The sequence below is a fragment of the Marinobacter orientalis genome (assembly GCF_004792665.1).
GTDB classification, from domain to species: Bacteria; Pseudomonadota; Gammaproteobacteria; order Pseudomonadales; family Oleiphilaceae; genus Marinobacter; species Marinobacter orientalis.
Map to the genome: position 1 here is coordinate 263460 of NZ_SRZX01000002.1, position 22108 is coordinate 285567.

Sequence of the window (22108 nt, forward strand, 5' to 3'; positions counted from 1 at the left end):
GGCTATACCCTCTCTTGCTGAGGTGGTGGTGTGTACTGGTAAAGCCAGGTTTCCGTCAGTACCTGGTCGCCCAACTTCAACTGCAGACGCAGGTCGATGGGTTCGTGGGAGTCATCGGGCACCAGATCAAACATGGCCCGGTAACCGCCAATGGCGGCCAGGGGGCGGGCCGAGGTGATCTCCACGCGGCCGCGGCTGGCGGTTATCACCGGCTCTACCACCGCATCGTCAGCCAGCAGCGGCAAAGGCCCGCCGGCGAAATCCACCGCAAAGCGCCAGGAAAAGTAGGTTCGTTCCTGGCCAATCACGCCACCAATCCCGGTGCGTGTTGCCTGTACAGTTGCCAATTCTTCCGGCTTCTGTGGCGGCTCTGAACCCCAGGTAAGACGGTAGGCGAACAGGTACTCATTTCCCGGTAGCAGTGGCTCTTCCGGGTTCCAGAAGGCGACGATGTTGTCGAAGGTTTCGTCCCTGGTGGGAATTTCCACCAGCATCACGCTGCCGGCGCCCCATTCTCCCTGCGGCTCTACCCAGGCACTGGGACGCTTGTCATAAAACACCCCATCGTCCTGGTAGTTGGCAAAGTCACGGTCGCGCTGCAGAAGACCAAAGCCTCTCGGATTTTGGTCGACAAAACTGCTTACCCGCACCGAGCGGGGATTCACCAGCGGCCGCCACAGCCACTCGCCCTGCCCGTTGTGGACCGCCAGCCCGTCAGAATCATGGATCTCAGGCCGCCAGTCGTTGGCCATTCGACGGTGGTTCTCACCGGTCTGGTACATGCTTGTCAGCGGCGCTATCCCTACCCGCTCCATGGGCTTGCGGGGATATAGCGCGGCATCCACCTTCATCACCATGTTCGCCCCGGGGGTCATGGTGAACGCGTAGGCTCCGGTGGTACTGGGGGAATCCAGCAATGCGTACACCACCAGTTGATGACTGTCGGGAGCCGGTTTTTCCAGCCAGAAAGCGGTGAACTGCGGAAACTCCTCCTCCCGGTTGAGGCCGGTGTCGATCGCCAGCCCCCTGGCGGACAGGCCATATTGCATATCGGCGCCCACCGCGCGGAAATAGCTTGCTCCCAGGAAGGCCGCCAGATCCCTTTTGTAATCGGTGTGGAAGTGCACGCGGAACCCGGCGTAGCCAAGGTCCCCTGGCAGGGTGCCCAGCGGCTGCTCACCCTGGTAACGAAAGTAGTCCGGTTCATAGGCCAGTTCCCGGGCCTGCCCGTTCTCCACCTCATGGATGCGCACCGGAGACCGGAAGTACAGTCCCAGGTGGAACAGCTGTACCTGGAAGGGATTGTCGCTGTTGCGCCAGAGGGCTTCTTGCGGGCGAAAACGGATGCCCTGGTAATCGTCCCAGGACAGGTTTTTCAGGGAATCCGGTAAACTCCCTTCCCCCGATGTCCAGGGTTCCCCTGCCAGGGATCTGGCGTGCTCCTTGAGCCAGCCATAGCTGAAGGGACGGGCCTCGCCCGGTGACCCGGCCTGTGCCTGCCGGCTGGACATCAGTGCGGAAAGCGGCAATGCCGGGGCACCCGCAAGGGCGATAAACGTTTTGATCAGTGTGCGTCTGTCCATGATGCGCTTTCCGTTCAGCGGTTTCTGCCCAGCGAAGTGATGCGTTGGCCCCAGAAGCTGTCCGGCGGTGCCCGCCAGGCCAGCTGGTGCAGTTCTGCCAGTGACTGTCTGTCACGGAATAACTGGCTGAGCTCGCTCCGTGACAGTGAGGCGGGCCCTTCGCTTCCGCAACACGCCACCAGCGGTGCCAGCAGCTCCGCCCTCCTGGAACGGCGGACATTGCGGGCCAGTGCCTGGTGGAGCCGGTTAAGCCTGGGCCTTACCACAGCCGCTTCCACCGCGCTCAACACAGAGTCCTCGCTCCCATTACGCCGGGCCTCTCGGGCATCTTCCAGTACTTGTGGGGGTACCCGCTCTTCGGGAATCACCAGCATGCCCCATCGACGCAGGGCCTGACCCGGGCCAACCCGGCTCAGCAATACGGAGGTGGGAGCGGCCAATATCAGGGGAACGGCTACCGGCAGTGACCAGAGGAAGAACATGGGGTCCAGGCTCCAGGCGAAGGCGGACCAGCCTGCCGCGACGATCATACCGGGGAACTGGGTCAGGAAGGCGTCCCGCCAGGTGGTTTCCCGGGTGCGGTTCTGCCCGGCCCAGGTCAACGACAGGTTCAACAGGGCGCCAACAACATAGCGACTGTGCGCCATCATGCGTACAGGTGCGAGCAGTACCGAAATCACAATTTCGGTCAGCACGCTGACCAGCAGCCTCAAAACTCCGCCAAACTGCCTGGCAGTACCATGAATAACAGCATCCAGAATGGCCAGGAATTTCGGAATAAACAGCAGCGAAAGGGTGGTTAATGCAAGACCCAGCGCCCATTCCGGCCGCCATTCCGGCCAGAGAGGAAACAGACCCTGTCCCTCCGGGAAATAGTCGATGCTGGCAACGGTCATCTGTACCGCTTCCACGGTGGTCAGTATCAGGAACGCCAACCAGAGCGGCGAGGCCATGTAGGCCATGACACCGTTCAACAGAGCCATCCGGTGGGCCAGACGGAGCCGGCGACCGAACAGCAGGATCCACAGATGCTGGAGATTCCCCCGGGACCAGCGGTTGTCGCGGGACAGTTCGTCCGACAGCGTGGGCGGGGACTCCTCAAAGCTGCTGCCAAGGCCGGGCTCCAGCCAGACCTCGTAACCGGCCCTGCCCATATAGGCTGCCTCCACGAAATCGTGGCTCATGATGGGGCCGCGGAACAGGCCGAACCCACGCAGCTTGCGCAGGCCGCAATGTTCCATAAAGGGTTTGACCCGGATGATGGCGTTGTGGCCCCAGAACGCGGCATCGCCCATCTGGATGGCGGCAAGCCCGGTGGCAAACAGGGTGGAATAAAGCCGGTTGGAAAACTGCTGCACCCTGGCAAACAGTGATTCGCCGTTAATGATGGAAGGGGCAGTCTGCAGTATGCCGACATTGGGCTCATGTTCCATCAGTTGCACCATGCGCACGATGGTGTCGGCACCGAGCAGGCTGTCGGCATCAAGAACAACGGTGTAGCGATAGCGGCGGCCCCAGCGGCGCAGGAAGTCCGCCACATTGCCGCTCTTGAAGTTGAGGTTCACACGACGGCGGCGATAGAACATCCGCCCTTCTGCCCCGAGCTCGCGGCACAGCCGGTACCAGGTGGCCTGCTCCTCAAGCCAGACATCCGGGTCACGGCTGTCCGAGAGAATATGGAATTCGAACTGGTCCAGGTGGCCGGATCGTTCAAGGTCCTGATACACCGCTTTGAGTCCGCTCAGAGTCCAGCGTACCGGCTCGTGGTAGACCGGCATGATGATCGCGGTTCTGGCCAGCGGCGTCGCTTCCAGTCCGGCCCCGGCATGACGCTTGAGAAGGCTGTGGCGATCGCCACCCACTAGCCTCAGCACAAAGCCGAACAGGGCCGTCCAGAAGCCAACGGCAATCCACATATACAGCAGCGCAAACAGCACCAGCAGCCCCAGCTCCACCAGGGTGCCGCCGTGATAGGGCAGAACCCAGAGCAGAAAATAGCAGGCGACCAGGGTTTGCCCTACCACGAAGAGCGTCAGCAGCAGGCGCCTGAACGTCGCGACTCTGCGCCAGTTGCCGGAACGTTTCCGGGCCAGCATGGCTGCCCTGCCGGTGGCGTCATTCATACCCGATGTGCCCGCGCTTCAGTGGTGGGCTGCAATCCGGAATGCTGTCACAGGATCGCTCGAAGTAATCGGGAAGACTGTCGATACAGCGGGCAGGCAGGTCCTGTCCCGCGCCCTGGGCCATCGAGGTTTCCACAAGGCGAAGGGCCTGCCTGCAGGTGTCGGTTGTCAATGCAACGCCATCGTCACCCAGGTAAATCAGTACCCGTTCCAGCGCCTGCTGGCACAGGATCTCGGGCATGATGATGGCACCTGTCATGATCCACCCTGAGCAGCCCTGGCGGCCTCGGACAACGAATAGGTCCAGACTTCCGTCAGTGGTTTGTCATCCAGCAGTAACTGGCCGCGAAGAACCGGATCCGCAGCCTTGCCCGGTCGTACCAGCATGGACAGGCGCCAGTTGTTGTCTGCCTCGATGAATTCGACATAATGCTCGATAATTTCCGCGCCGCCGCTATCACCTCCCCCGCTGACGTTACTGACCACGGCAGCACCGGGCTTGAGTTCGTCCAGTGGGCCACCGGCAAAATCCACAATGATCCGGTAAGCATTTTCTGCATCGCCGCCGCCGGTACGGTCACCATCCCCCACGAAGGTCTTGACCGCCCACCCGGTTTCCTGACCGGCCACATCAGGACCACCAAAGCTGAGACTATAGGCAAACGGGTGGTGAGCCCCGGCACTCGCGTCTTCGCCCGGTTTCCAGAAAGCGACAATATTGTCGTTGGTTTCAGAGTCCGTGGGGATTTCCACCAGCACCACTTCACCGTCCGACCACCCCTGCCGGGGTGACACCCAGGCGCTGGGGCGCAGATCATAACGGGCTTCAGCGTCCTCGAACTGGTGGAAGGCCGTGTCTCTCTGGATCAGGCCAAAGCCACCCAGGCGATTCACCTGCAGATAGCTCAGGCGGAGACGGGAAGGATTCACCAGCGGTCGCCAGAGCCATTCGTCACTGCCCGCGTCATGGATCAGCAAGCCGTCGGAGTCGTGGACCTGTGGCCGCCATTCCCCGACCGGGCGCTTCGTGTTCTCGCCGTAATAGAACATGGACGTGAGCGGCGCCAGGCCCGGCTGCTCCACCGCATTGCGGAAAAACAGCTCGGCGGTGACGTCAATCCGGGTCGTGGGGCCGGGGTGTACGTCAAAGCGGTAGGCACCGGACACGCTGGGGCCGTTCAGCAAGCCGTATACCCGCATGCGATCACTGCCTGCGGCTGGCCGTTCAAGCCAGAACTCAACGAATGAGGGGAACTCTTCGCCCGACGGCAGGCCCGTGTTCACCGCGATGCCTCTTGCAGAGAGCCCGAACCGGTTGTCGGCTCCTACGCCCCGGAAGTAGCTTGCTCCGGCAAAAACCAGGAACTGGTTCTGCTCCGTTCCCTCGCCCAGCGGGAAAGTGAGTTTGAAGCCGGCATGGCCGAGATCGGCGGGTACCCGTTTGGCAAGTTCACTGTCGGGAAAACTGTACGCAGATTTGTCAAAAGGGATGGGTTCTACACCATCAGCGTCAATCTCGTTCAGCTTCACTGTGTGGGTGTAGAAATTGCCGGGCGGCACCGTCATCACCTGAAAGCGGGAGCGCCCCTCCCGCCAGAGACTCATCTCCGGATTGAACCGGATGGCCTGATAATTCTGGTAGTCCAGGTCCCTCAGGAATCCCGGCACCTCTGGTGGCGACTCATATTTACCCTCGGCCAGCGTTCGGGCCCTGTCGACCACATCCCCGAACTCAAAAGCCTGGGCCGGTATAGCGTAGAGAAAATACTGCAACGTAAGCAGCGTGAGCAATCCTGTCCCTGAGCGCATGGTTCTCCAACCTCGATCACATCCCTCGAAGTACTAATGTAGCACCTGCGATCGCAACTTACTCAAAGTAACATCTTTGTAAGAATCCGGATCAGATTCCCATGGACAGCGAGAATCGCAGGTCCGGATGGTCTGGCACGGTCATGCCGGCGATGGAAGCGCGGATCATCCGGCCCACGCTGACATTGGCGGTAAAGGCCCGGCCCTGCATTCTCAACGAAATCTGGCCGGCGCTGGCATTTCCGTAGTGGTCAGCCTGAAACTGCGAATAGGGAACCCAGCCCTGCAACAGGGAAAAATTCACACTGGACAGGACATCGTCCATAAATGGCATGTCCCACTCAGGGCTGCCGGTATCGAGCCGAAGCCAGCCTCCCCTGACCGCGGAAAGCGATTGGCCGTTGAAGCCGCTGAGCATGGACGGGCCGGCAACCTTCAGGTATTCGGACGTGGGAAGGTCTTCATCCGCGAACTGGTAGCGGCCTTTGAAACTCCAGCTCCACTGGAACAGTTCCCTCTCAAGAGAGGCGGACATGGCCACCTTGTAGAACTCTCTTTCTTGCTCCGAGTCGTCCTGCATCGTGTAATCCGTGGCACGGAATTCCCGCCCGCTGAGCGCCAGTATTCGGGTGTGAGCGAACAGCCCACCCACCAGCTCGCGACCTCCGCTCGCTTCCAGGCCAAGGGTTGAAAGCTGGTAACTCGATTCGGAAACCAGACTGTCTTCCCTGAACGACTCGCTGCGGCGGCCCCGATGCCTGGCAATACCATCAAAGGCCAAGCCAAACCGGGAGAACAGCGGCCGGCTTGCCCCAAAGCCCAGCACACGGGATTCACCGCTGGCGTTGTAGCGGCGGTTCTCATTGCTGACTGCCCGCTGGTAGCGGGACCTTCCGACCTCAATACTCAGCCGGCTGACACCGGCGGGTACCTGATAACGTAACGACGCCGCGCTGGAATCGGTGAGATTCTTGTAGGATCGGGCATCGCGGTAGTTGAAACCGATCGCATCACTCTTGCCGATCAGTCTCTCTGCTGCCAGGCCCAGTGCTCCGTCAAGGCCGTCACTGTTGCGTTCTGTTTTGCCGGAAAACTTCAGGCGGGACTGCAGCCAGTGTTCTCGCTCTTCGCGGAAAGCATCCACGCTGCCGGCCAGATTGCCGGTATGGGGCTGCCAGCCGCTACGAAGCCAGGCTCCGTTTCCTTCAGCGTAGAGCGGTTGGCTGGTAATGCACCACACGAGTGCAATCAACAGGGGTAATTTCAATGCTGAGAATCCTGCCAGTTAGCGCGGCTGCATTGCGATGGAAAGCCGGTTATTCTAAAGAATTGTTCATTTACCGGAATGTATTGCAACAGAGAGCATAAATCCACCCCTGGTTGCCAAAATTTACAAACGAAATGTGTATACAATACAGTCATTTACAGATCGTTTTGAAGGTTTTTTCTATTTAAATCAACAGATAATACCAACGGTGACCAGGCTCCCGTTTTTACCAATCTCTACATTTCGGTACCGGGACCTCCATTTGGGCCAACAACTTGGTTACACTTGGCACACTTCATGAGTCAGCCTTCACGGATGACTGACTTGCAAAAGGCCGTGACCAAAACGAATATAAGGACGAACGTTATGATCAAGAAGTGTCTCTTCCCCGTTGCCGGCTACGGCACCCGCTTCCTCCCCGCCACCAAGGCCATGCCCAAGGAAATTCTGCCAATTGTGAACAAGCCTCTTGTGCAGTACGGGGTGGAGGAAGCCTCGGAGGCCGGTGTTCACGAGTTCGGTTTCGTCACCGGCCGCGGCAAGCGTGCCATAGAAGATCACTTCGACATCAGTTACGAGCTGGAGCACCAGATTGCCGGCTCCGGCAAGGAAGACCTGCTGGAATCCATCCGCGAGCTGATCGATCACAACTCCTTTGCCTTCACCCGCCAGAACCAGATGAAGGGCCTTGGCCACGCCATCCTGACCGGTCGCAACCTGGTTGGCGACAGTCCCTTCGCGGTTATACTGGCCGATGACTTCTGTGTGGCGGACAGCGATGGAGAAGGCGTGCTGGCACAGATGGTCAAGCTCTACAACCAGTTCCGCTGCTCCATAGTGGCGATTGAGGAAGTGCCGGAAGACGAGACCCACAAGTACGGCGTTATTGCCGGTGAATCCATGAAGGACGGCCTGTATCGCATTACCGACATGGTGGAAAAGCCTGCTCCGGAGAATGCCCCCAGCAATCTGGCGATTATTGGCCGCTATATTCTCACTCCGGATATTTTCGACATTATCGAGCGCACGCCACCTGGCAAGAACGGTGAGGTGCAGATCACCGACGCCTTGCTGGAACAGGCAAAGAACGGCTGCGTGCTGGCCTACAAATTCAAGGGGCGCCGTTTTGATTGCGGCAGCATTGATGGCTTTGTGGAAGCCACCAATTACGTCTACGAGAATATCTACAAGAAAGGCAAGTAAGCGGGTAGCGGTCTATCGACCCAGAATATGCATAATCATGCGCCGGTTCTGGTCAGAGGTTTTCCGGAACCGGCGCAGCAGCTCCACTTCTTCCTCCGACAGCTGGACCCGGCTGATTTCCTGCTCAAGCACGTCCAGCGTGGCAAACAGGTTGTCACCGTCACTGAAAGCCAGGCCCGGCAGTTCCAGCTGGCCGTTGTCTGTTCTGTGGTCCAGTTCCAGCAGGCCTGGGCCTTCCAGGGGTTTTCGGGTTTTGAGGTACCGCATAAGGATTGTCCCCGGGCCGGGTTTCTGAAGGCTTGATTGTGCTCACGGTGAATCAAACCGGAAATGTAACGTACATATAGCTTTACACACAATCTGCCTATAATGAATCCACCAGCAACGGAACTACTCGGTATGGCGGCACAGATACTGGACAAAAACACGGCCTGGACGTTGATACTGGAGGCAGTGAACCGCAGTAACGTGACACTTCGCCTGCCAGGCAGCGATACACCGGCACTGGAGCTTGGCAGCGACGGTGACTGGCGACTGGTCATCCCTGCCGAAGCCGAGGCCAGAAGCCTGCTGTCGGTTTTCCTGCCCCTGTGCTGTCCACTGTCGAAAGAAGCGCCCTCCCGTGTGGTCGGCCAGATGGGGCAAAGCCTGGATGGCCGCATCGCAACGGTGACCGGCGCCTCGAAGTTCATTAATGGTGACGACGGCATCACCCACCTGCACCGCCTGAGAGCCGTGTCGGAAGCGGTGGTCGTGGGTGCAGGCACCGCTGCCACCGATAATCCCCGGCTGACGGTTCGCAAAGCCCCAGGGGCCAACCCGGTGCGGGTGGTGATTGACCGCAACCGTCGGGTACCGCAAGGCCACCACCTGTTCAGCGATGAGGCCTCTCCCACCCTGCGGCTGGTTGCCGGTGACTATCAGGCCGGAAGCAGGCTGACACCACGGTACGGGGTAACCGAGGTACCCTGTCTCGGGGGTGAGACAACCACAGAGCCTGCAGACATACTGGCTGTTCTGGCGGACTTCGGATTGCGCAAGATTTTTGTGGAAGGAGGCGGGCTGACAGTTTCCGAATTCCTCAGCGCGGGTCTTCTGGACCGGCTCCATGTCATGGTTGCACCGATGATTATTGGCAGCGGGCGTCCGGCCTTTTCGCTACCTGAAATCAGCCACCTTGGCAGCGCCCTGCGACCCCGGGCACAGATGGTGGATCTGGGCAGCGACATGCTGTTTGATCTGGATTTCAGCCATCATGCCGACGACCACTGACGATAAACAGCACACCGGGCAGGCTTGATATCAGTACCGCCAGGCCGTAACCCACGCTCAACGCCACCCCCTGCTCCGGCGGTAATCCCGCCAGTGGCCAGAGCAGCGCGGCCGCGCCTTCGCGCACCCCCCAACCCGCGACAGTCACGGGAACGGCCATCGCCAGCAGCAACAGGCTGCAGAGCGCCATCAGAGTCATCAACTCCACCACCCCGGCCCAGTACCCCCCACCCAGAGCCAGTAACGCGAACACTCCCAGATAGGTCGCGACCACCACCACGGAAGAAGACATCTGCACCAGCAGTGCCGGCCAGCTCAGCAGAGCTTTGCGGATATCCCGGCGCAATGCATGGATATAACCACTGCCCCGGGCCCAGAATCGCGCAGCAAGGCCCAATAGACCCATAACAACGGCAACCGACAGGATGGCAAACCCACCAAGATCAGAAACGACCCCGGCGACCCGTACCTGATGCAGTGCAAGCCAGATTCCCAGCCCCAGGGCAACGGCAATCATCACCAGCTGGCCTGACAGCCTTTCAATCATGACCGCATGAACGGCGCCAAGCCGTGCTCCGGAGTCCAGGCTGTGGCGCCAGGCACGATTGACATCGCCAAGTACGCCGCCCGGCAGGACCTGGTTGAGAAATGTGGCGAGGTAGTATTCCCGCACCGCTACAACAAACGGCAAGGTAATGACCAGCCGGCCCGCGGTATATCGCCAGCGCCAGGCCGAAACCAGCACCTGTAGCACCGAAACCATCATGGCTGCCAGTAACATCGGCAGGGAGAAACCGACAAGCTCCTGCCAGACCGCGGAAATATCGAGGTAAATCGCTGTCGTCAGCAACAACAGCAGAGTCAGCGCCCATCGCAACCAGGGAGGTACACCAGCTCGAGACACGTCAGCCGGCACCTTCGGAAGCAGGCCAGGCGAACAGGTCCTGGTGGTCGACGCGAATGGACAGCCGCTGCTCCCGTGCCTGGGCCAGTCGTTTTTCGAACCAGCGGCCTGCACGCTCACGCTCGCCCGGAGCCTGCTGCAACACAGCCTGCTGCCAGCCTTCCAGCAAAGCGATCTGTAACGCTGACTGCTCCGGTGTCAACTGCCAGGGGCTGGGCGCTACAGATACCTGATAGCCACAGGTTTGCAGCTGCGTCTGCAAATAGACGGTTGCATCCGGCCCCATGGCGGCACCCGCTCCTTTTTCCCGATGCTGATGGGCATTGACCGTGTCCATTATCCAGAGGTCGTCTGGCTCTGCCGGCGACAATTCAAAACAGCCGTCATAGGTCAACACGACAAGCACACCGGCGCGACGTGTTGATGCAGCACTGGCAAGCGCTTTCAGCCATTTCGAAGACACCAGATCAATCAGCGCCGAGGCGGTAACCAGCGTGGTGTCCCCGGGAATCTGGCTGGCCAGTGTATGAGCGGTCAAATGGCAGACTTTCGCTTCTACAGGCACATCCAGTTGCTTTACGCGCTCTGCCGCCAGGGACAGCAACTGCTCATCCTGGTCCAGCAGAACCCAGCGTTGTGGCACCGTCAACGCGGGCACAAGGTATCGCGCGTTGGAGCCGGTGCCGGTGCCCAGGTCGGCAATAGCCAGCGGGGCTGCGTGCTGGCCGCTCACTGTGTCCGGGGTACGGTACTGCTGATCTGTCCAGGCCACGACATCCGCCATCAGTGACCGGTTCCGGGCCTGGTGGTCCGCCGGTTCCCGCAGGGCCAGCCAGTCACTGTCAAAAGTGGTCAGGTCGTCTGATGGCAGCAGGCTATTGAGAGCATCGCGGAATTCCCGGGCAGCCAGGCTCCAGCGGCGCAGGAAGTGTGCTTCCTTCTTCGCCTGCCGTGTCATGCGGGACAATTGCCGGGGATCACTCAACCATTCCTCGAGGCAGGTCCGCAGCTGCGCCACATTGCCGGCCTGGTATTGGCGGATACCGGGGCGCTTGCCGGTGCTCACCAGAGCCCCGCCATCGGTGGTAATAACAGGCAGACCCGCGGCCAGGGCTTCGTCGATGACCATGCCATAACCCTCAAAAATGGATGGCAACACAAAGATGTCCGCACGCTGATAAGCCTGAGCCAGAGCATCATTATCCAGTTCTCCCGCCAGCGTAATACGCTTCTCCAGCCCGAGGTTTTTCACAAGATCCCGGATTTTGCGGCCGTAGGCCGGGTCCCGTTCGGCCGAGCCTGCCAGTGTGCATTGCCATCGCAGGTGCCGGAGATCACTCAGGGCTTCAATCAGCTGATGTTGTGCCTTGCGGGGCGAGAGGTGAGCGACACACAGAATGCTGACGGCCTCAGAAATGGGGTCAGACCCCATGGCGGAGTCTGACCCCATTTCTGAGGCCGCGTCTGCTCCCGGTTCAACAACGCGGATGCACCGCGCATGCACGCCATAATCCTGCAGCCGCTGCGCGGTGTGCCGGCTGGTGGTGATCACTCCGGCCACAGCGGCCAGCGCCCTGCGCTCGGACCTGAATAGCCAGTCGCGGGTTTGAGGTGGCAAACCGGTCTCATCCGCCAGGGCATGATGCACCAGTGCCACAATCCGCAGCCGCCCGGCATGGGCTGCAACGATATCGGGCATTGCCCCCATGGCAAGCCCGTCAAGCACCACCACTGAACCGCATGCCAGGCTGGCCAACAGCCTGTCCATCGAGACCTCAGCCTGGCGATCCGGAATCGGGAAGCTGCCGCTCAGGCCTTCCCGGGGTGCCTTGAACCCGATAGCTTCAAGCTCTTCGGCTATACGGCGGACATACCGGTAACCACCGGTGTTCTGATCGGGACTGCCGGGCACGACGAAGACGGCGGATTGCAGCGCCTCAGAGCTTGCCATGATAGCTGGCCCAGGCAACGTGAGACTCACCCAGAGTCACCTTCATGGCACACAGGCCTTTGCCCGTCTCGCCCAGCCTGCCCTGATGTATAGCCGCAGCCATGCGATCAAATACCGTGGCGGCCATGAACTCGGTGGTGGTGTTGCGGCCGGCGAATGCCTCCAGGTCATCCAGATTTTTCATGTTGAACTCGGCAATGACTTCCGACAGCACCCGGGAGGCCAGCCCGATATCAACGATCAGATCATCCTCATCCAGCGCTTCCCGCTCGAAGGTCACATCGACAACGTAGGTGGCGCCGTGAAGGCCCTGTGCCGGACCAAAGATTTCTCCGTTGAAACTGTGGGCGATCATCATGTGATCCCTGACGGTGAGACTGAACATAGGGTCTGTTTCCTTTATGCAGATGAATGATTTCAGCACCGGTTGTAGACAATACGATGGCAGAGGCTATCAGAGGCAATCGGCCCGGCATGGCTGCTGCCGGGAACGCCGGCAAGCGCGGCCATCACACCGGGCAGCGACTCGAAGGGACTTTCCCCGCTGATGAGGTTATCCAGTACCTCATCCTTCAGCAGATCGAGTGCCAGCGCCATGCGGTCACGATACTGCCAGCGAGGCAACTGCAAGGGATTGAGATGGCCAACCTGACTGGAGCGGATGGAAAGGCGACGGGAATGAAACCCATGGCCAAGGGGCAAGGGAACTGTCTGCGCACCGTACCAGCTCATCTCGACAATGCGTGCTTCCATGCCGGCCAACCCGAGAGCCGTTTCAAGGCCTGCCGGATGACCGCTGGCGTGGATAACCAGGTCATGGTCGTCCTGCTGGCAGTGGGTCCGGAAATCGAGGCCGAGGCATTCGGCTACCGCCCGGCGGCCGGGATTGGTATCCAGTGCGGTGACCCGGGTACCCGGTATCCGGCTGGCAAGCCATGCTACCAGAAGCCCAACCACACCGAGGCCGACCACCGCAATGCGGTCGCCGATCCTGGGGGCCGCGTCCCAAAGGCCGTTCACTGCCGTTTCCATATTCGCGGCCAGCACTGCCCTGCCCTCCGGCAACCCCTCCGGCAAGGGTACAACCGCCGATGCAGGAACCCGATAGTGGGTCTGGTGGGGAAACAGGCAGAACACGGATCGGCCGGCCAGCTCTTCGGGGCCGGAAGTCACCCGCCCGACACTGGAATATCCATACTTGACCGGAAATGGAAAGTCACCTTCCTGAAACGGCGCCCGCATGGTTTGAAACTCGGACTCCGGCACGCGATTGGCGAACACCAGCGCTTCGGTTCCGCGGCTTATGCCGGAATACAGCGCCTGCACGTCTACCGCCGGATTTTCCTCCGTTGCAATAGCCGGAGGGTAATGGTCAAAGGTGGCCTCGCGGATGACCCCTTCCAGGGGACCGGTGACCCAGAATGCGTTTGTCATATCGTCTGTTTCCTTACAGCGCACGTAAGCAACTATAGTGCATAGTGAGGCACATACGCAGAGGTTTGCTGATGGATTCCCGAACCAGGACATTTCACCTGCCGCTGGCTGCAGATCTTACCTGGGGAGCCGGCCTGACCGCCGTGCTGGTTGCGGGCGCCGGTATCGGGTTCGAATTGCCCACAGGGTTCTATGGTATAGCGGCGTTGCTGTATCTGGCCATCGCCGTTCCGGTTATCTGTTACTGGCAATCAGGGCGGGATTTCGGCTGGGCCAACCGCGCCACCCTGTTGCGGGCCACCATGGTTGTCCTGCTGGTCAGCCTGGCGCCCTTCATTTCCGGCCTGGGGAACTGGCTGTGGCTCTACGGGTCACTGTGTTTACTGGCGCTGATACTGGACGGTGTGGATGGCGCCATTGCCAGAGCAACCCGTTCCTCAACCGATTTCGGTGCCCGCTTCGACATGGAGCTGGATGCACTGTTTATCCTCGGGCTCTGTGTTGCTGTTCTGGCACTGGACAAAGCGGGGGCCTGGGTTCTGGCCCTGGGGCTGATGCGTTACGCCTTTCTGGGTGCCGGCCGGTGGCTGGATTTCATCAACCGGCCTCTGCCGGAAAGCTTTCGACGCAAAACCGTATGTGTCTGGCAGGTGGTGACCCTGATGATTGCCATATTGCCGATTACCTCAACGGCCTTTGCAACCTGGACCCTCGCAACCGCGCTGGTGCTGCTGTGTTATTCCTTTTTCACCGACATACACTGGCTTTATCAAACAGGGAGACAGCCATGAACGTCTATTTTCCACCCGCAATGATCGCAGCCACCACGGCCGCGAGCCTGGCCCTGGCCAGTCCTTCTGCTATCGCCGAACCGGCAACCTACGTGCTCGATGAGGAGCACTTCTCCATGGTTTTCGAGATCATGCACATCGGTTACGCCCCGGTCATGGGCATGTTCCGGGATGTGGAGGGACAGTTCCAGTACGATGAAGAAGCAAAGGAGCTGACCTCCGGCAAGCTGACGTTCAAAAGCAAAAGCGTATTCACCAACCACGACAAGCGGGACGACCATCTTCGTAACGAAGATTTCCTCGACAGCGGAAAATTCCCCGATATCACCTTTGAAGTGACGGGATTCGAGACCACCGGAGACAATTCCGGCATTGTTACAGGCGACCTGACCCTGTTAGGCCAGACCCGCCCCGTGGATGTGGATGTCACCCTCAACAAGTCCGCCGAGTATCCCATTGGCCACGAGGAATACACCCTGGGCGTGACAGCGGAAACCACACTCAAACGCAGCGACTGGGGCATGACCTACGGCATCGAAAATAACCTGGTGGGCGATGAGGTGCGAATGCGATTCGGCCTGGAAGCCATCCGCGAATCCGGCTGGTTCTGATTGTCCCTCTCGAACACCCATAAATCCGACCTGTTACTGGTTGTTGTCACCCTGATGGCCGCCATCAGCTGGATGTTTTCCAAGGAAGCGGTACTGCTGATGCCGCCGCTGATGTTCATGGCCATGCGGTTTCTGCTGGCGGGTTCCGTACTGGCGCTGGTTGCCTGGCCTTCCATGAGAAGACTGAGCGTCGACCAGGTCAGGCGCAGTGCCAGTGTAGGGCTGGTGTTCGGGGTCGCCATGAGCTGCTGGGTGATGGGCCTGTTCCATGCCACCCACGTTGGAGAAAGTGCCTTCCTCACCAGCCTGGGTGTAGTTATCGTGCCGGTGATTGCGCGGGTGATCTTCCGGGAGGAGCAGCCCCTGAGCACCTGGTTCGCGATTCCGGTGGCTGTCAGCGGGCTGGCCCTGCTTTCATTGCGGAACGGATTCAGGCCGGAAATCGGACAACTTTTCTTTGTCGGCGCCGCGTTTATTTTCGCACTCTACTTCACCCTGAATACCCGCGCAGCCAATCAGCGCACCGTAGTCAGTCGCAGTGGTCAGACAGTGGAAAAACACCGGGTGCCCGCCCTGCCCCTGACATCCATCACCCTGCTTACCGTGGGCATTGTCACAATGGTGGAGTCTGCCGTCCTCGAGCCCTGGACACCCACCCTGGAGAACTTCTCCGGCATGCTCGCCCTGTGGATAACCGCCAGTGCCATTATCGGCACCGCCGGCCGGTTTCTGCTGCAGACCTACGCTCAGAGCCTTTCAGTCCACAGCCACGGCGTGGTTATCCTGGTGCTGGAACCGGTATGGGTCGCTTTGTTTGCAGCGGGCTGGTTCAGCGAAAGCATGTCCGCCATTCAGCTGGCTGGCTGTGGGCTGATTTTCCTGGCACTGCTGATCAATCGCTGGGGTGTGATCAGTAAAGCGGTAAAAGGCTGGATCCGAAAGCCAAAAACCGCCTGAAAGAGGTTGACCACGCCGATCGGAATCAGTATATTTCCTCCCCGTTGCAGGACACAGGACCATAGCTCAGTTGGTTAGAGCGCTGCCTTGACATGGCAGAGGTCGGCAGTTCAAATCTGCCTGGTCCTACCATTTTTCAATAATTTACGTACCACCTGCAACATCTCCAGAAAAACCGCAGTTGCCAAAAAAATCCTTTATCCGACGCTGACACCCATCTTCTGTCTTCCCTTAGAGTTTGCATAAATCAGCGTAAGCTGCTCCAACGCTCAAAAATATTTGGGAAACGCGCCGTCAACGGAACATTGTTGATCCGCCACTGAGGGGGAATAGGGCTGTCCATAGTGACTTCCACCAATAAGCCGAGTTCCGCGACACCGAAAGGAGAACGCAAATCCGGCGGCAGGCGCTCGACGTCTTTTGGTGGCCCGGAGATACGGCCGTCGTACCATTGATCATCCGGGAACTTCAACTGCAGAGACTGCCCCTCCGATGCCAACTCAATTCGTGAGGGGGCAAGATAGACGTAGATCCTCGGTTCCTGTTGACGGGCAAGCTTCAACAGCAATGTACCCGGACCCACATTTTCGCCCTCCGCCACGGCTACTTCCTTTATCCTGCCGGCCTCAGGGGCGCGCACACTGAGCTGAGCCAGGCGCTGTTCAACAACCTTCAACTGACCCAAATCCTTTGCCCTCGCTGACCGCCACGCAATCGGCTCCAGAAAACTGCGCTGCAACTGGGCCAGTTCCTGTTCACGCTCATCCCTGGTGTCCCGGGCAGCATTCAGTTCACCCGTGGTGGCTGCTCCATCCCTGACCAGTGCCTCCAGGTCCCTTACTCTTGCACGGGCGCGCGCCAGGCGCTGACGCAGGTTGTTTATCTGCCGCATGACCAGTTGCTCCCCTGAAGTCTCCGGCACGGTTACGCTGGCTTCCAATTGCGCTTTTTGCTCCTGCAACGAAGCATTAACGAGTCGAACCAGAAGGTGCCCGTCGTTGACGGGATCTTCTGGCTCTACCAATATATCGCCGACCTTGCCCGCTTCCAGGGCGCGTACTTCCAGCATTGGCTGAACGACGCGCCCAGGCGCTTCGATCAGCAAAATACTCATGGCCATCTTACCGACGAACCAGAGAAACGGGCTTGCCACCAGTAAGAGAATCAGATACCAACGCAGACGGAAAGCAACACGCTTACTTGGCGCATAAAGTACCTTCAAGCCGCCCTCACGGCTTGGATCCTGCTCCTTCCGACTGGAAAATCGCACTTTCATATCAGCGTCCCCCTGCCTCATATTCCGGATAGGAAGACCAATCCTGCCACTCCAGACCAGCGATGCCTAACGGTGACAACCGACCCCTCCAGGTCTCACTTTTATCGTTCAGTGAACTTGCGGAATGTCCGTACCAACTGTTTGCCGAAGGCAGGTCTGGTTCCACACTCTGTGCCACAGCAAATGTCAGCTCAGGCCAGCCCTGTGAAATCCCCCCTGACAGGGACTTCATTCGCGCTTCATTGGTCGTATAAATCATCAATGACACCTGCTCAATTCCTAGGTTGGGGAGAACACAGGGCACACAGCGGGCGCCTGATTGGCCCGGAGCAAACCACCGGTGATGGCTGACCAGACTTACCGGCCAGGGGCTGACCTTAACCGCAGCACGGAGGGTCCTTATCCAGTCCTGTATTAGCTCGTCGGGCACCGGCCATTGCAACTGCTCAACCTCAAGATCAAGGAGCAGGCGCTCAAAGGGTAGGCTTCGCAACTGCTCAATCAGTTCAACCAGATCGTTTCTGTACTCACTCTTTATCCAGGCGGGATCGCCCAGCAGAATGTCCACAGCCATACCCATGGCCTCTGCGTCTCTGACCAGTTCAGCGACCTGGGACTCCAGCGACGCCAGATGCTTAAGTTGCTCCGCGCTCAAACCGAGATAAATTCGGTTAAAACGCGAGGCCTTCAATTCATTCAGCTCGCCAATTCTGGTTTGCGCGGATAGCAATGCCCCGCTATCCCAAACGTAAGCCGCCTTGATCCAAACTGGATCTGCGCCAGCCGGCTCGCTACCATTGCGGCTGCGCGAATCCATGCTGGAAAATGATGTGGTTCCGGGCCAGATTACTTTTCTCGCTCCAGGCAGCGAATCGGGCAGATCCCCATAATCGGCAATCAGCATCAGCTCCGCCTGTTCCTGCCATGCATTGCGCCAGGCGCGAATCAGATCAACCGCACCATTTGCCTGCTCAATACGAGCAGTCCGCAAAGCCATAAATCCCGCTTCGCCATCTACTTGGGCCCTTCCATAACGCTCTGATTCCAACTGTGCGGCCAGAGCAGCCTGCTGCTGAGCACTTATCGCCTCATCGACGGCTGACTCGTAACGGTAAAGAGTGTCCTCAAGGACTTTCCTGAGTTGATTCCGGGTACCTCGCAACTCCTCCATGGCTACCCGGTAACCAGCATCCGACGATCCATCCTGGTGGTCTCCCGTCAGTGCAGCCAACGGTACTTCGAAAGACAATCCCACCACCAACCCTGTGCCGGTGCCCGAAAGATCGCTACGTCGATCAATACGTTGAGCGATGGTGAAATTCGAATTAACCCGGTCCAGCCAGTGATCGCCTTGTTGCTTCCTGGCAACATTCAATTGACGACGCAGGGTTGCTACGGCCGGATGTCCGCCAATCACGTCTGACCAGCGCGATGTCAGCGTTGGTCCCTCCGTCAGCGGCGTAGCCTCAGCCACACTGGCGACGGGCAGTGGCATGCCGGACAACCGGGCCAGCCGGGCACGGAGGATGGCTTCACGACGAGGCAGATTTTGGCAGGATTTAAGACGAACTTGCCAGCGCTGCTCCAGCCACATCAGCTCGGAGCGGCGAAGATTGTTGCCTGCCGCACGCTGCCGCGCCGCGGCCAGTTCCTTTTCGGCCAGGGGTTCAAGACGCTCACAGAGCTTAAGGAGCTGCTGGGTTTCCCACCAGTCAATGTAGGCATTACGAAGAAAAAGCCGCTGCTCGGCCCGCTGAATTAGCTGGGCACTGCGTTGCCGTTCAACAGCCAACTGACTCTCGATCAATGCCTCATTACGTTGTCGCAGGGTGCCCAACAAAGGATAACGCAGGCCCACTTCCATACCGTAGCCGGTATAATCAACAGTCCCCCTATCGGCTTCAAGTTCTTGCAGGTAACCGGCGTCAACGCTCCCGAAAACCGACCAGCCTCGCTCATCGGCCCGCTGCCTTCGTTCGCCTCGTAACTGATCCACCTTTGCGCCAGCCGCCATCACATCGGCGCTATCCGGCATGTCAGCCAATAGCGACTTCAGGGTGACCGCCCTCGCTGGAGTAAAACAGATTAAAAGAAGGCTGATAGAAACCAGAACAATTGCGCGGTGATGTTCCAACATCTCAGAACTTTTTCCCCCGCTTCAATACCCACCAGGGCGCCATGGCCGTTTCCTCATGGCCGCGACGTAATATTTCGTTGAGCGTACAAACCACACTCCAACAGCGCAGCAAGAACATAAACAGCGGAAAGACTGGCAGTAGCAGTGCGAACTTCAGATCCTCTTTCGGCCGATCCGAGACCATTAGAAGTCCGGCCACATAAAAAATAACGGTGACCAACAGATAAACGATATAAATGAGGGTGAAGAGAAAAAAGATTGCCTCGGTTGACAATAAAATAAGACCCGCCACGGTGTAGCCGACAATCAAAAACGGCAACACCAACTGGAAAAAGAGGCCGCCCGCGAGGATCATCAGAAAATTCGGGAAGCCCATCATTCGCGGATTCATGCTATGGGCATGCTTGCGGATGTAAAGAAAAAACAGGTCGCCATCCCAGCGCAGACGCTGCATGAAAAAGGATTTAAGGGTTGTGGGCACATCCGTATGGGCTACTGCCCTCGGTTCGAAAGGGATTCGCAGCGGCCGCCGACCAAAATAGCTCTTGATCCGCAGAGTGGTGTCCAGATCCTCTGCCGTGTGCGTGTCCCAGCCTCCGATATGAACAAGAAAACTGCGCCGGAAAGCACCGAACGCCCCCGACACATTATTTACCGTGTTCCACTCGGAAAGCCCCACCTTTGAGACATGAATCGACAGAAAATATTCCAGCGCCTGCATCGCCGTCGTAAAAGACGTCCAGGTGTTCCGCACTCTCAGGCAACCTGACACTGCTGGCACGTTGGGGTCTTCAAAGTGCCGCACCATGGCACTGACCACATTATTATCGAAGGAGGTATCACCATCCAGAGCGAAAACGATCTCGCCAGTGGCTGCCTGCAGACCCGCGTTCAGTGAAGAAACCCGGCCACCCCGTTGCCACTTGGCAATAGGCCGGAGGAAGCGCCGGGAATGTATTCTCGGGTCAACCTGAAAGTCTCGAACCACCTGCATGGTGTCCTGATTGATGCTGGCGCCGTCAACCACAGGTATCAGTTCTATTTCCCCGGGGTACAGCTGTTCACAGAGCGTCCGCAGGGTTTTTTCGACATCCCGACCTTCGTTGTAACAAGTAATAATGCAGGAAACCCGCGGACGGTAAGTGGCACTGACAGGCGTTGCAGACAACTGCCTGAGGTACCAGCGTATAACCCCCGTCAGTATAAAAAGGTTCAGGGGCAGTTCCGCCAGCAAAAAGAATGGAAACAGCATTAGAAAAAGATCAGTCAGCCCTTCCGAACTGCCAATGCCGGCAATCAAGCTCACAAATTGCGCCTGCAGCAATTCCAGCATCAGCCTACCTCACCGGTCAGGCGCGCCATCAGAAGCTGAGCATCTTCCTGTGGCAATAGATCGTCCGGCAACGTGTAACCGGCAAGCTCAATCTCGATACGGAACTCGTCATTTTCCTGGAACAGGTGCGTCAGTCCGGACAGCCTCTGCCACAGTGTGATCATCCCGTCCCGGTCCGTGTTGGGCAGCAAAAACCAGAGCAGGTCTTCACGAGACCTGGAGCAACGATCGGTATCCCGTACGGTTTCCTGAATACGGTCTATAAGGTTATCGAGAAGCGCGAGCCGGTGCGTGTTGTCCAGGGTTTCGCCGAGATTGGAAAATTTCAGCAAAAGCAGAGATGCTTTCGGCATTTCCCCGTAGCGACGGCTCTGCTGGATCTGCCAGTCGAGCAGTCCGTTAAATGCCTGCATAGCAATGAGATTGAGGCGCCCAAAGTGCGCCTCCTGGAGACCGGCCGCGAAACCCTGCCGGCAGCGTAAGCGACCGTTTTCAGTCAGCCGGAAGGCGCGGACTTCCCGAATCTTGAGTTCATCAGGACTGTGCCGGGTATCGCAATCAAAGCAGCGAGCCTCTACATCAGCATCAACAAAAAAACATTGGCATGACAGGCAGCGGTAATTTTCCAGAGGGCGGTCATAGTCACTACCAATATGACGAAGCCGGGTCAGGCAGTTCGGACACATCAACAGGCCTTCCCGCAGAAAACTTTCCTGAGACGCAACGTGACCACAAGTGAAACAGTGAAGAGACGGCTGTCTTACCAAATCCAGTGCGTTGCATTCCGGACAGACGTCGACATAGTTGAGGCGCCCGGAGCTGCAACGGCTACACAGGCGTATACGGTCAATCAGTTCATCCGGCTGCAACCAGCCCTGCTCGTTTATCAATTTTAACCAGACCAGCTGATTAACCGATTCATCAACCACCATGGCAGAAAGCAGGGGATAACGGTAAAACTGGTAAAATTTACTGTCGCGCTGCGGCTCAAGCAGGGCATTGGGACGCGCCCATAGCCATGCCAGGACCCTTTCCTCAAACTGTTCCGGCGGATTGCCACGGTTAAAGGCTTTCATTCGCTCAGACCACTGGCGCCAGGCGGACCAGATGTGCTCAGGGTCGTCCGGCGGAGGTCCATCGCTCAGGGGAACGACAGGGGCGTCCCCGGACCTACGGCAATAAATCAGCGTGTATCGGTAGTGTGAACTGCAGCGCAGCCTGAACACAGACTCCGTGGCCACTTCGTAAGGCTGGTCGATGACCACAACGTCCCATACAGACACCGACACAATGTCCGACAAATCTGAGAAACGCGTCCATCCATCTGGTAACTTTGCGGGCTTTTGCTCCGAGAGCAACGCTATTCGAGGTGTATTCATGCTGGCTATTCAGTCCGACTCTTAATGATTGAACTACAACGTGACCGACATAACACTTTTGGAAACAGAATCTTGCAA

19 protein-coding genes and 1 tRNA gene are annotated in these 22108 nt (G+C 58.5%); 6 read left to right on the plus strand and 14 right to left on the minus strand.

Features of this window, described 5'->3' with window-relative positions:
- Positions 1-2: 2 nt before the first annotated feature.
- The 5 genes from DIT72_RS09465 to DIT72_RS09485 all read right to left on the minus strand — a co-directional run bounded on the left by DIT72_RS09465 (position 3) and on the right by DIT72_RS09485 (position 6782).
- Positions 3-1583, minus strand: a complete 1581-nt coding sequence (locus tag DIT72_RS09465; protein ID WP_135954994.1) for a glucan biosynthesis protein — start codon at positions 1581-1583, stop codon at positions 3-5.
- A 14-nt stretch (positions 1584-1597) separates the two neighbouring features.
- Complete coding sequence (gene mdoH / locus DIT72_RS09470) at positions 1598-3706, minus strand: glucans biosynthesis glucosyltransferase MdoH (RefSeq protein ID WP_228260777.1); 2109 nt, start codon at positions 3704-3706, stop codon at positions 1598-1600.
- Positions 3699-3965 (minus strand): hypothetical protein, encoded by a 267-nt coding sequence (locus tag DIT72_RS09475; RefSeq protein ID WP_135954995.1) that lies wholly within the window; start codon positions 3963-3965, stop codon positions 3699-3701. Before DIT72_RS09475 ends, mdoH begins: the two co-directional genes overlap by 8 nt.
- Entirely contained in the window at positions 3962-5515 is a 1554-nt protein-coding gene (locus DIT72_RS09480) for a glucan biosynthesis protein G (protein ID WP_135954996.1), read from the minus strand. Before DIT72_RS09480 ends, DIT72_RS09475 begins: the two co-directional genes overlap by 4 nt.
- Positions 5516-5606: 91 nt before the next feature.
- Positions 5607-6782, minus strand: coding sequence for a ShlB/FhaC/HecB family hemolysin secretion/activation protein (locus DIT72_RS09485; RefSeq protein ID WP_135954997.1), 1176 nt, complete (start codon positions 6780-6782; stop codon positions 5607-5609).
- 366 nt (positions 6783-7148) lie between these two features.
- On the opposite strand from DIT72_RS09485, the gene galU reads away from it, so the two are divergent.
- Positions 7149-7985 (plus strand): UTP--glucose-1-phosphate uridylyltransferase GalU, encoded by an 837-nt coding sequence (gene galU, locus DIT72_RS09490; RefSeq protein ID WP_135954998.1) that lies wholly within the window; start codon positions 7149-7151, stop codon positions 7983-7985.
- A gap of 12 nt (positions 7986-7997) precedes the next feature.
- Here the strand turns inward: galU and DIT72_RS09495 are convergent, their stop codons facing one another.
- Complete coding sequence (locus DIT72_RS09495) at positions 7998-8252, minus strand: hypothetical protein (protein WP_228260778.1); 255 nt, start codon at positions 8250-8252, stop codon at positions 7998-8000.
- Between the two features lie 132 nt (positions 8253-8384).
- Here DIT72_RS09495 and DIT72_RS09500 point away from each other — a divergent pair, with 132 nt between their 5' ends.
- Complete coding sequence (locus tag DIT72_RS09500) at positions 8385-9257, plus strand: RibD family protein (RefSeq protein ID WP_135954999.1); 873 nt, start codon at positions 8385-8387, stop codon at positions 9255-9257.
- Here DIT72_RS09500 and DIT72_RS09505 read toward each other — a convergent pair.
- The 4 genes from DIT72_RS09505 to DIT72_RS09520 are packed head-to-tail and all read right to left on the minus strand — an operon-like array spanning position 9232 to position 13546.
- Positions 9232-10161, minus strand: coding sequence for a lysylphosphatidylglycerol synthase transmembrane domain-containing protein (locus DIT72_RS09505; RefSeq protein WP_228260779.1), 930 nt, complete (start codon positions 10159-10161; stop codon positions 9232-9234). The genes DIT72_RS09500 and DIT72_RS09505 overlap by 26 nt on opposite strands.
- A gap of 1 nt (position 10162) precedes the next feature.
- Entirely contained in the window at positions 10163-12112 is a 1950-nt protein-coding gene (locus DIT72_RS09510) for a glycosyltransferase (RefSeq protein WP_135955000.1), read from the minus strand.
- Positions 12099-12497: a 6-pyruvoyl trahydropterin synthase family protein gene (locus DIT72_RS09515; protein ID WP_135955001.1), complete on the minus strand. Its 399-nt coding sequence runs from the start codon at positions 12495-12497 to the stop codon at positions 12099-12101. The genes DIT72_RS09510 and DIT72_RS09515 overlap by 14 nt, the downstream gene beginning before the upstream one ends.
- 32 nt (positions 12498-12529) lie before the next feature.
- Entirely contained in the window at positions 12530-13546 is a 1017-nt protein-coding gene (locus DIT72_RS09520) for a zinc-dependent alcohol dehydrogenase (protein WP_135955002.1), read from the minus strand.
- A 71-nt stretch (positions 13547-13617) separates the two neighbouring features.
- Here DIT72_RS09520 and DIT72_RS09525 point away from each other — a divergent pair, with 71 nt between their 5' ends.
- The 4 genes from DIT72_RS09525 (at position 13618) to DIT72_RS09540 (ending at position 16037) form a co-directional block, all read left to right on the plus strand.
- Positions 13618-14337, plus strand: a complete 720-nt coding sequence (locus tag DIT72_RS09525) for a CDP-alcohol phosphatidyltransferase family protein (protein ID WP_135955003.1) — start codon at positions 13618-13620, stop codon at positions 14335-14337.
- Positions 14334-14948 carry a YceI family protein gene (locus tag DIT72_RS09530; protein WP_135955004.1) on the plus strand — a complete coding sequence of 205 codons (615 nt, stop codon included), beginning with the start codon at positions 14334-14336 and terminating at the stop codon, positions 14946-14948. The genes DIT72_RS09525 and DIT72_RS09530 overlap by 4 nt, the downstream gene beginning before the upstream one ends.
- A 54-nt stretch (positions 14949-15002) precedes the next feature.
- Positions 15003-15905, plus strand: a complete 903-nt coding sequence (locus tag DIT72_RS09535) for a DMT family transporter (RefSeq protein WP_265937499.1) — start codon at positions 15003-15005, stop codon at positions 15903-15905.
- A 55-nt stretch (positions 15906-15960) separates the two neighbouring features.
- Positions 15961-16037: transfer RNA gene (locus DIT72_RS09540), tRNA-Val, on the plus strand.
- A gap of 115 nt (positions 16038-16152) precedes the next feature.
- On the opposite strand, the gene DIT72_RS09545 is transcribed toward DIT72_RS09540, so the two are convergent.
- The 4 genes from DIT72_RS09545 to DIT72_RS09560 are packed head-to-tail and all read right to left on the minus strand — an operon-like array spanning position 16153 to position 21934.
- Complete coding sequence (locus tag DIT72_RS09545; RefSeq protein ID WP_168355046.1) at positions 16153-17181, minus strand: HlyD family secretion protein; 1029 nt, start codon at positions 17179-17181, stop codon at positions 16153-16155.
- A gap of 1 nt (position 17182) precedes the next feature.
- The gene (locus DIT72_RS09550) at positions 17183-19318 is read right to left on the minus strand and encodes a TolC family protein (RefSeq protein WP_135955007.1); all 2136 of its coding nucleotides are present in this window, start codon (positions 19316-19318) and stop codon (positions 17183-17185) included.
- A gap of 1 nt (position 19319) precedes the next feature.
- Complete coding sequence (locus tag DIT72_RS09555) at positions 19320-20651, minus strand: glycosyltransferase family 2 protein (protein WP_135955008.1); 1332 nt, start codon at positions 20649-20651, stop codon at positions 19320-19322.
- Positions 20651-21934 carry a TackOD1 domain-containing metal-binding protein gene (locus DIT72_RS09560; protein WP_206081087.1) on the minus strand — a complete coding sequence of 428 codons (1284 nt, stop codon included), beginning with the start codon at positions 21932-21934 and terminating at the stop codon, positions 20651-20653. Before DIT72_RS09560 ends, DIT72_RS09555 begins: the two co-directional genes overlap by 1 nt.
- Positions 21935-22108 lie beyond the last annotated feature (174 nt).

What these genes read in the sequence shown, in the direction of transcription:
- DIT72_RS09465 (WP_135954994.1), bottom strand. Translation starts at nt 1,583, where the DNA reads ATGGACAGACGCACACTGATCAAAACGTTTATCGCCCTTGCGGGTGCC.
- mdoH (WP_228260777.1), bottom strand. Translation starts at nt 3,706, where the DNA reads ATGAATGACGCCACCGGCAGGGCAGCCATGCTGGCCCGGAAACGTTCC.
- DIT72_RS09475 (WP_135954995.1), bottom strand. Translation starts at nt 3,965, where the DNA reads ATGACAGGTGCCATCATCATGCCCGAGATCCTGTGCCAGCAGGCGCTG.
- DIT72_RS09480 (WP_135954996.1), bottom strand. Translation starts at nt 5,515, where the DNA reads ATGCGCTCAGGGACAGGATTGCTCACGCTGCTTACGTTGCAGTATTTT.
- galU (WP_135954998.1), top strand. Translation starts at nt 7,149, where the DNA reads ATGATCAAGAAGTGTCTCTTCCCCGTTGCCGGCTACGGCACCCGCTTC.
- DIT72_RS09495 (WP_228260778.1), bottom strand. Translation starts at nt 8,252, where the DNA reads ATGCGGTACCTCAAAACCCGAAAACCCCTGGAAGGCCCAGGCCTGCTG.
- DIT72_RS09500 (WP_135954999.1), top strand. Translation starts at nt 8,385, where the DNA reads ATGGCGGCACAGATACTGGACAAAAACACGGCCTGGACGTTGATACTG.
- DIT72_RS09510 (WP_135955000.1), bottom strand. Translation starts at nt 12,112, where the DNA reads ATGGCAAGCTCTGAGGCGCTGCAATCCGCCGTCTTCGTCGTGCCCGGC.
- DIT72_RS09515 (WP_135955001.1), bottom strand. Translation starts at nt 12,497, where the DNA reads ATGTTCAGTCTCACCGTCAGGGATCACATGATGATCGCCCACAGTTTC.
- DIT72_RS09520 (WP_135955002.1), bottom strand. Translation starts at nt 13,546, where the DNA reads ATGACAAACGCATTCTGGGTCACCGGTCCCCTGGAAGGGGTCATCCGC.
- DIT72_RS09525 (WP_135955003.1), top strand. Translation starts at nt 13,618, where the DNA reads ATGGATTCCCGAACCAGGACATTTCACCTGCCGCTGGCTGCAGATCTT.
- DIT72_RS09530 (WP_135955004.1), top strand. Translation starts at nt 14,334, where the DNA reads ATGAACGTCTATTTTCCACCCGCAATGATCGCAGCCACCACGGCCGCG.
- DIT72_RS09535 (WP_265937499.1), top strand. Translation starts at nt 15,003, where the DNA reads ATGGCCGCCATCAGCTGGATGTTTTCCAAGGAAGCGGTACTGCTGATG.
- DIT72_RS09545 (WP_168355046.1), bottom strand. Translation starts at nt 17,181, where the DNA reads ATGAAAGTGCGATTTTCCAGTCGGAAGGAGCAGGATCCAAGCCGTGAG.
- DIT72_RS09550 (WP_135955007.1), bottom strand. Translation starts at nt 19,318, where the DNA reads ATGTTGGAACATCACCGCGCAATTGTTCTGGTTTCTATCAGCCTTCTT.
- DIT72_RS09555 (WP_135955008.1), bottom strand. Translation starts at nt 20,651, where the DNA reads ATGCTGGAATTGCTGCAGGCGCAATTTGTGAGCTTGATTGCCGGCATT.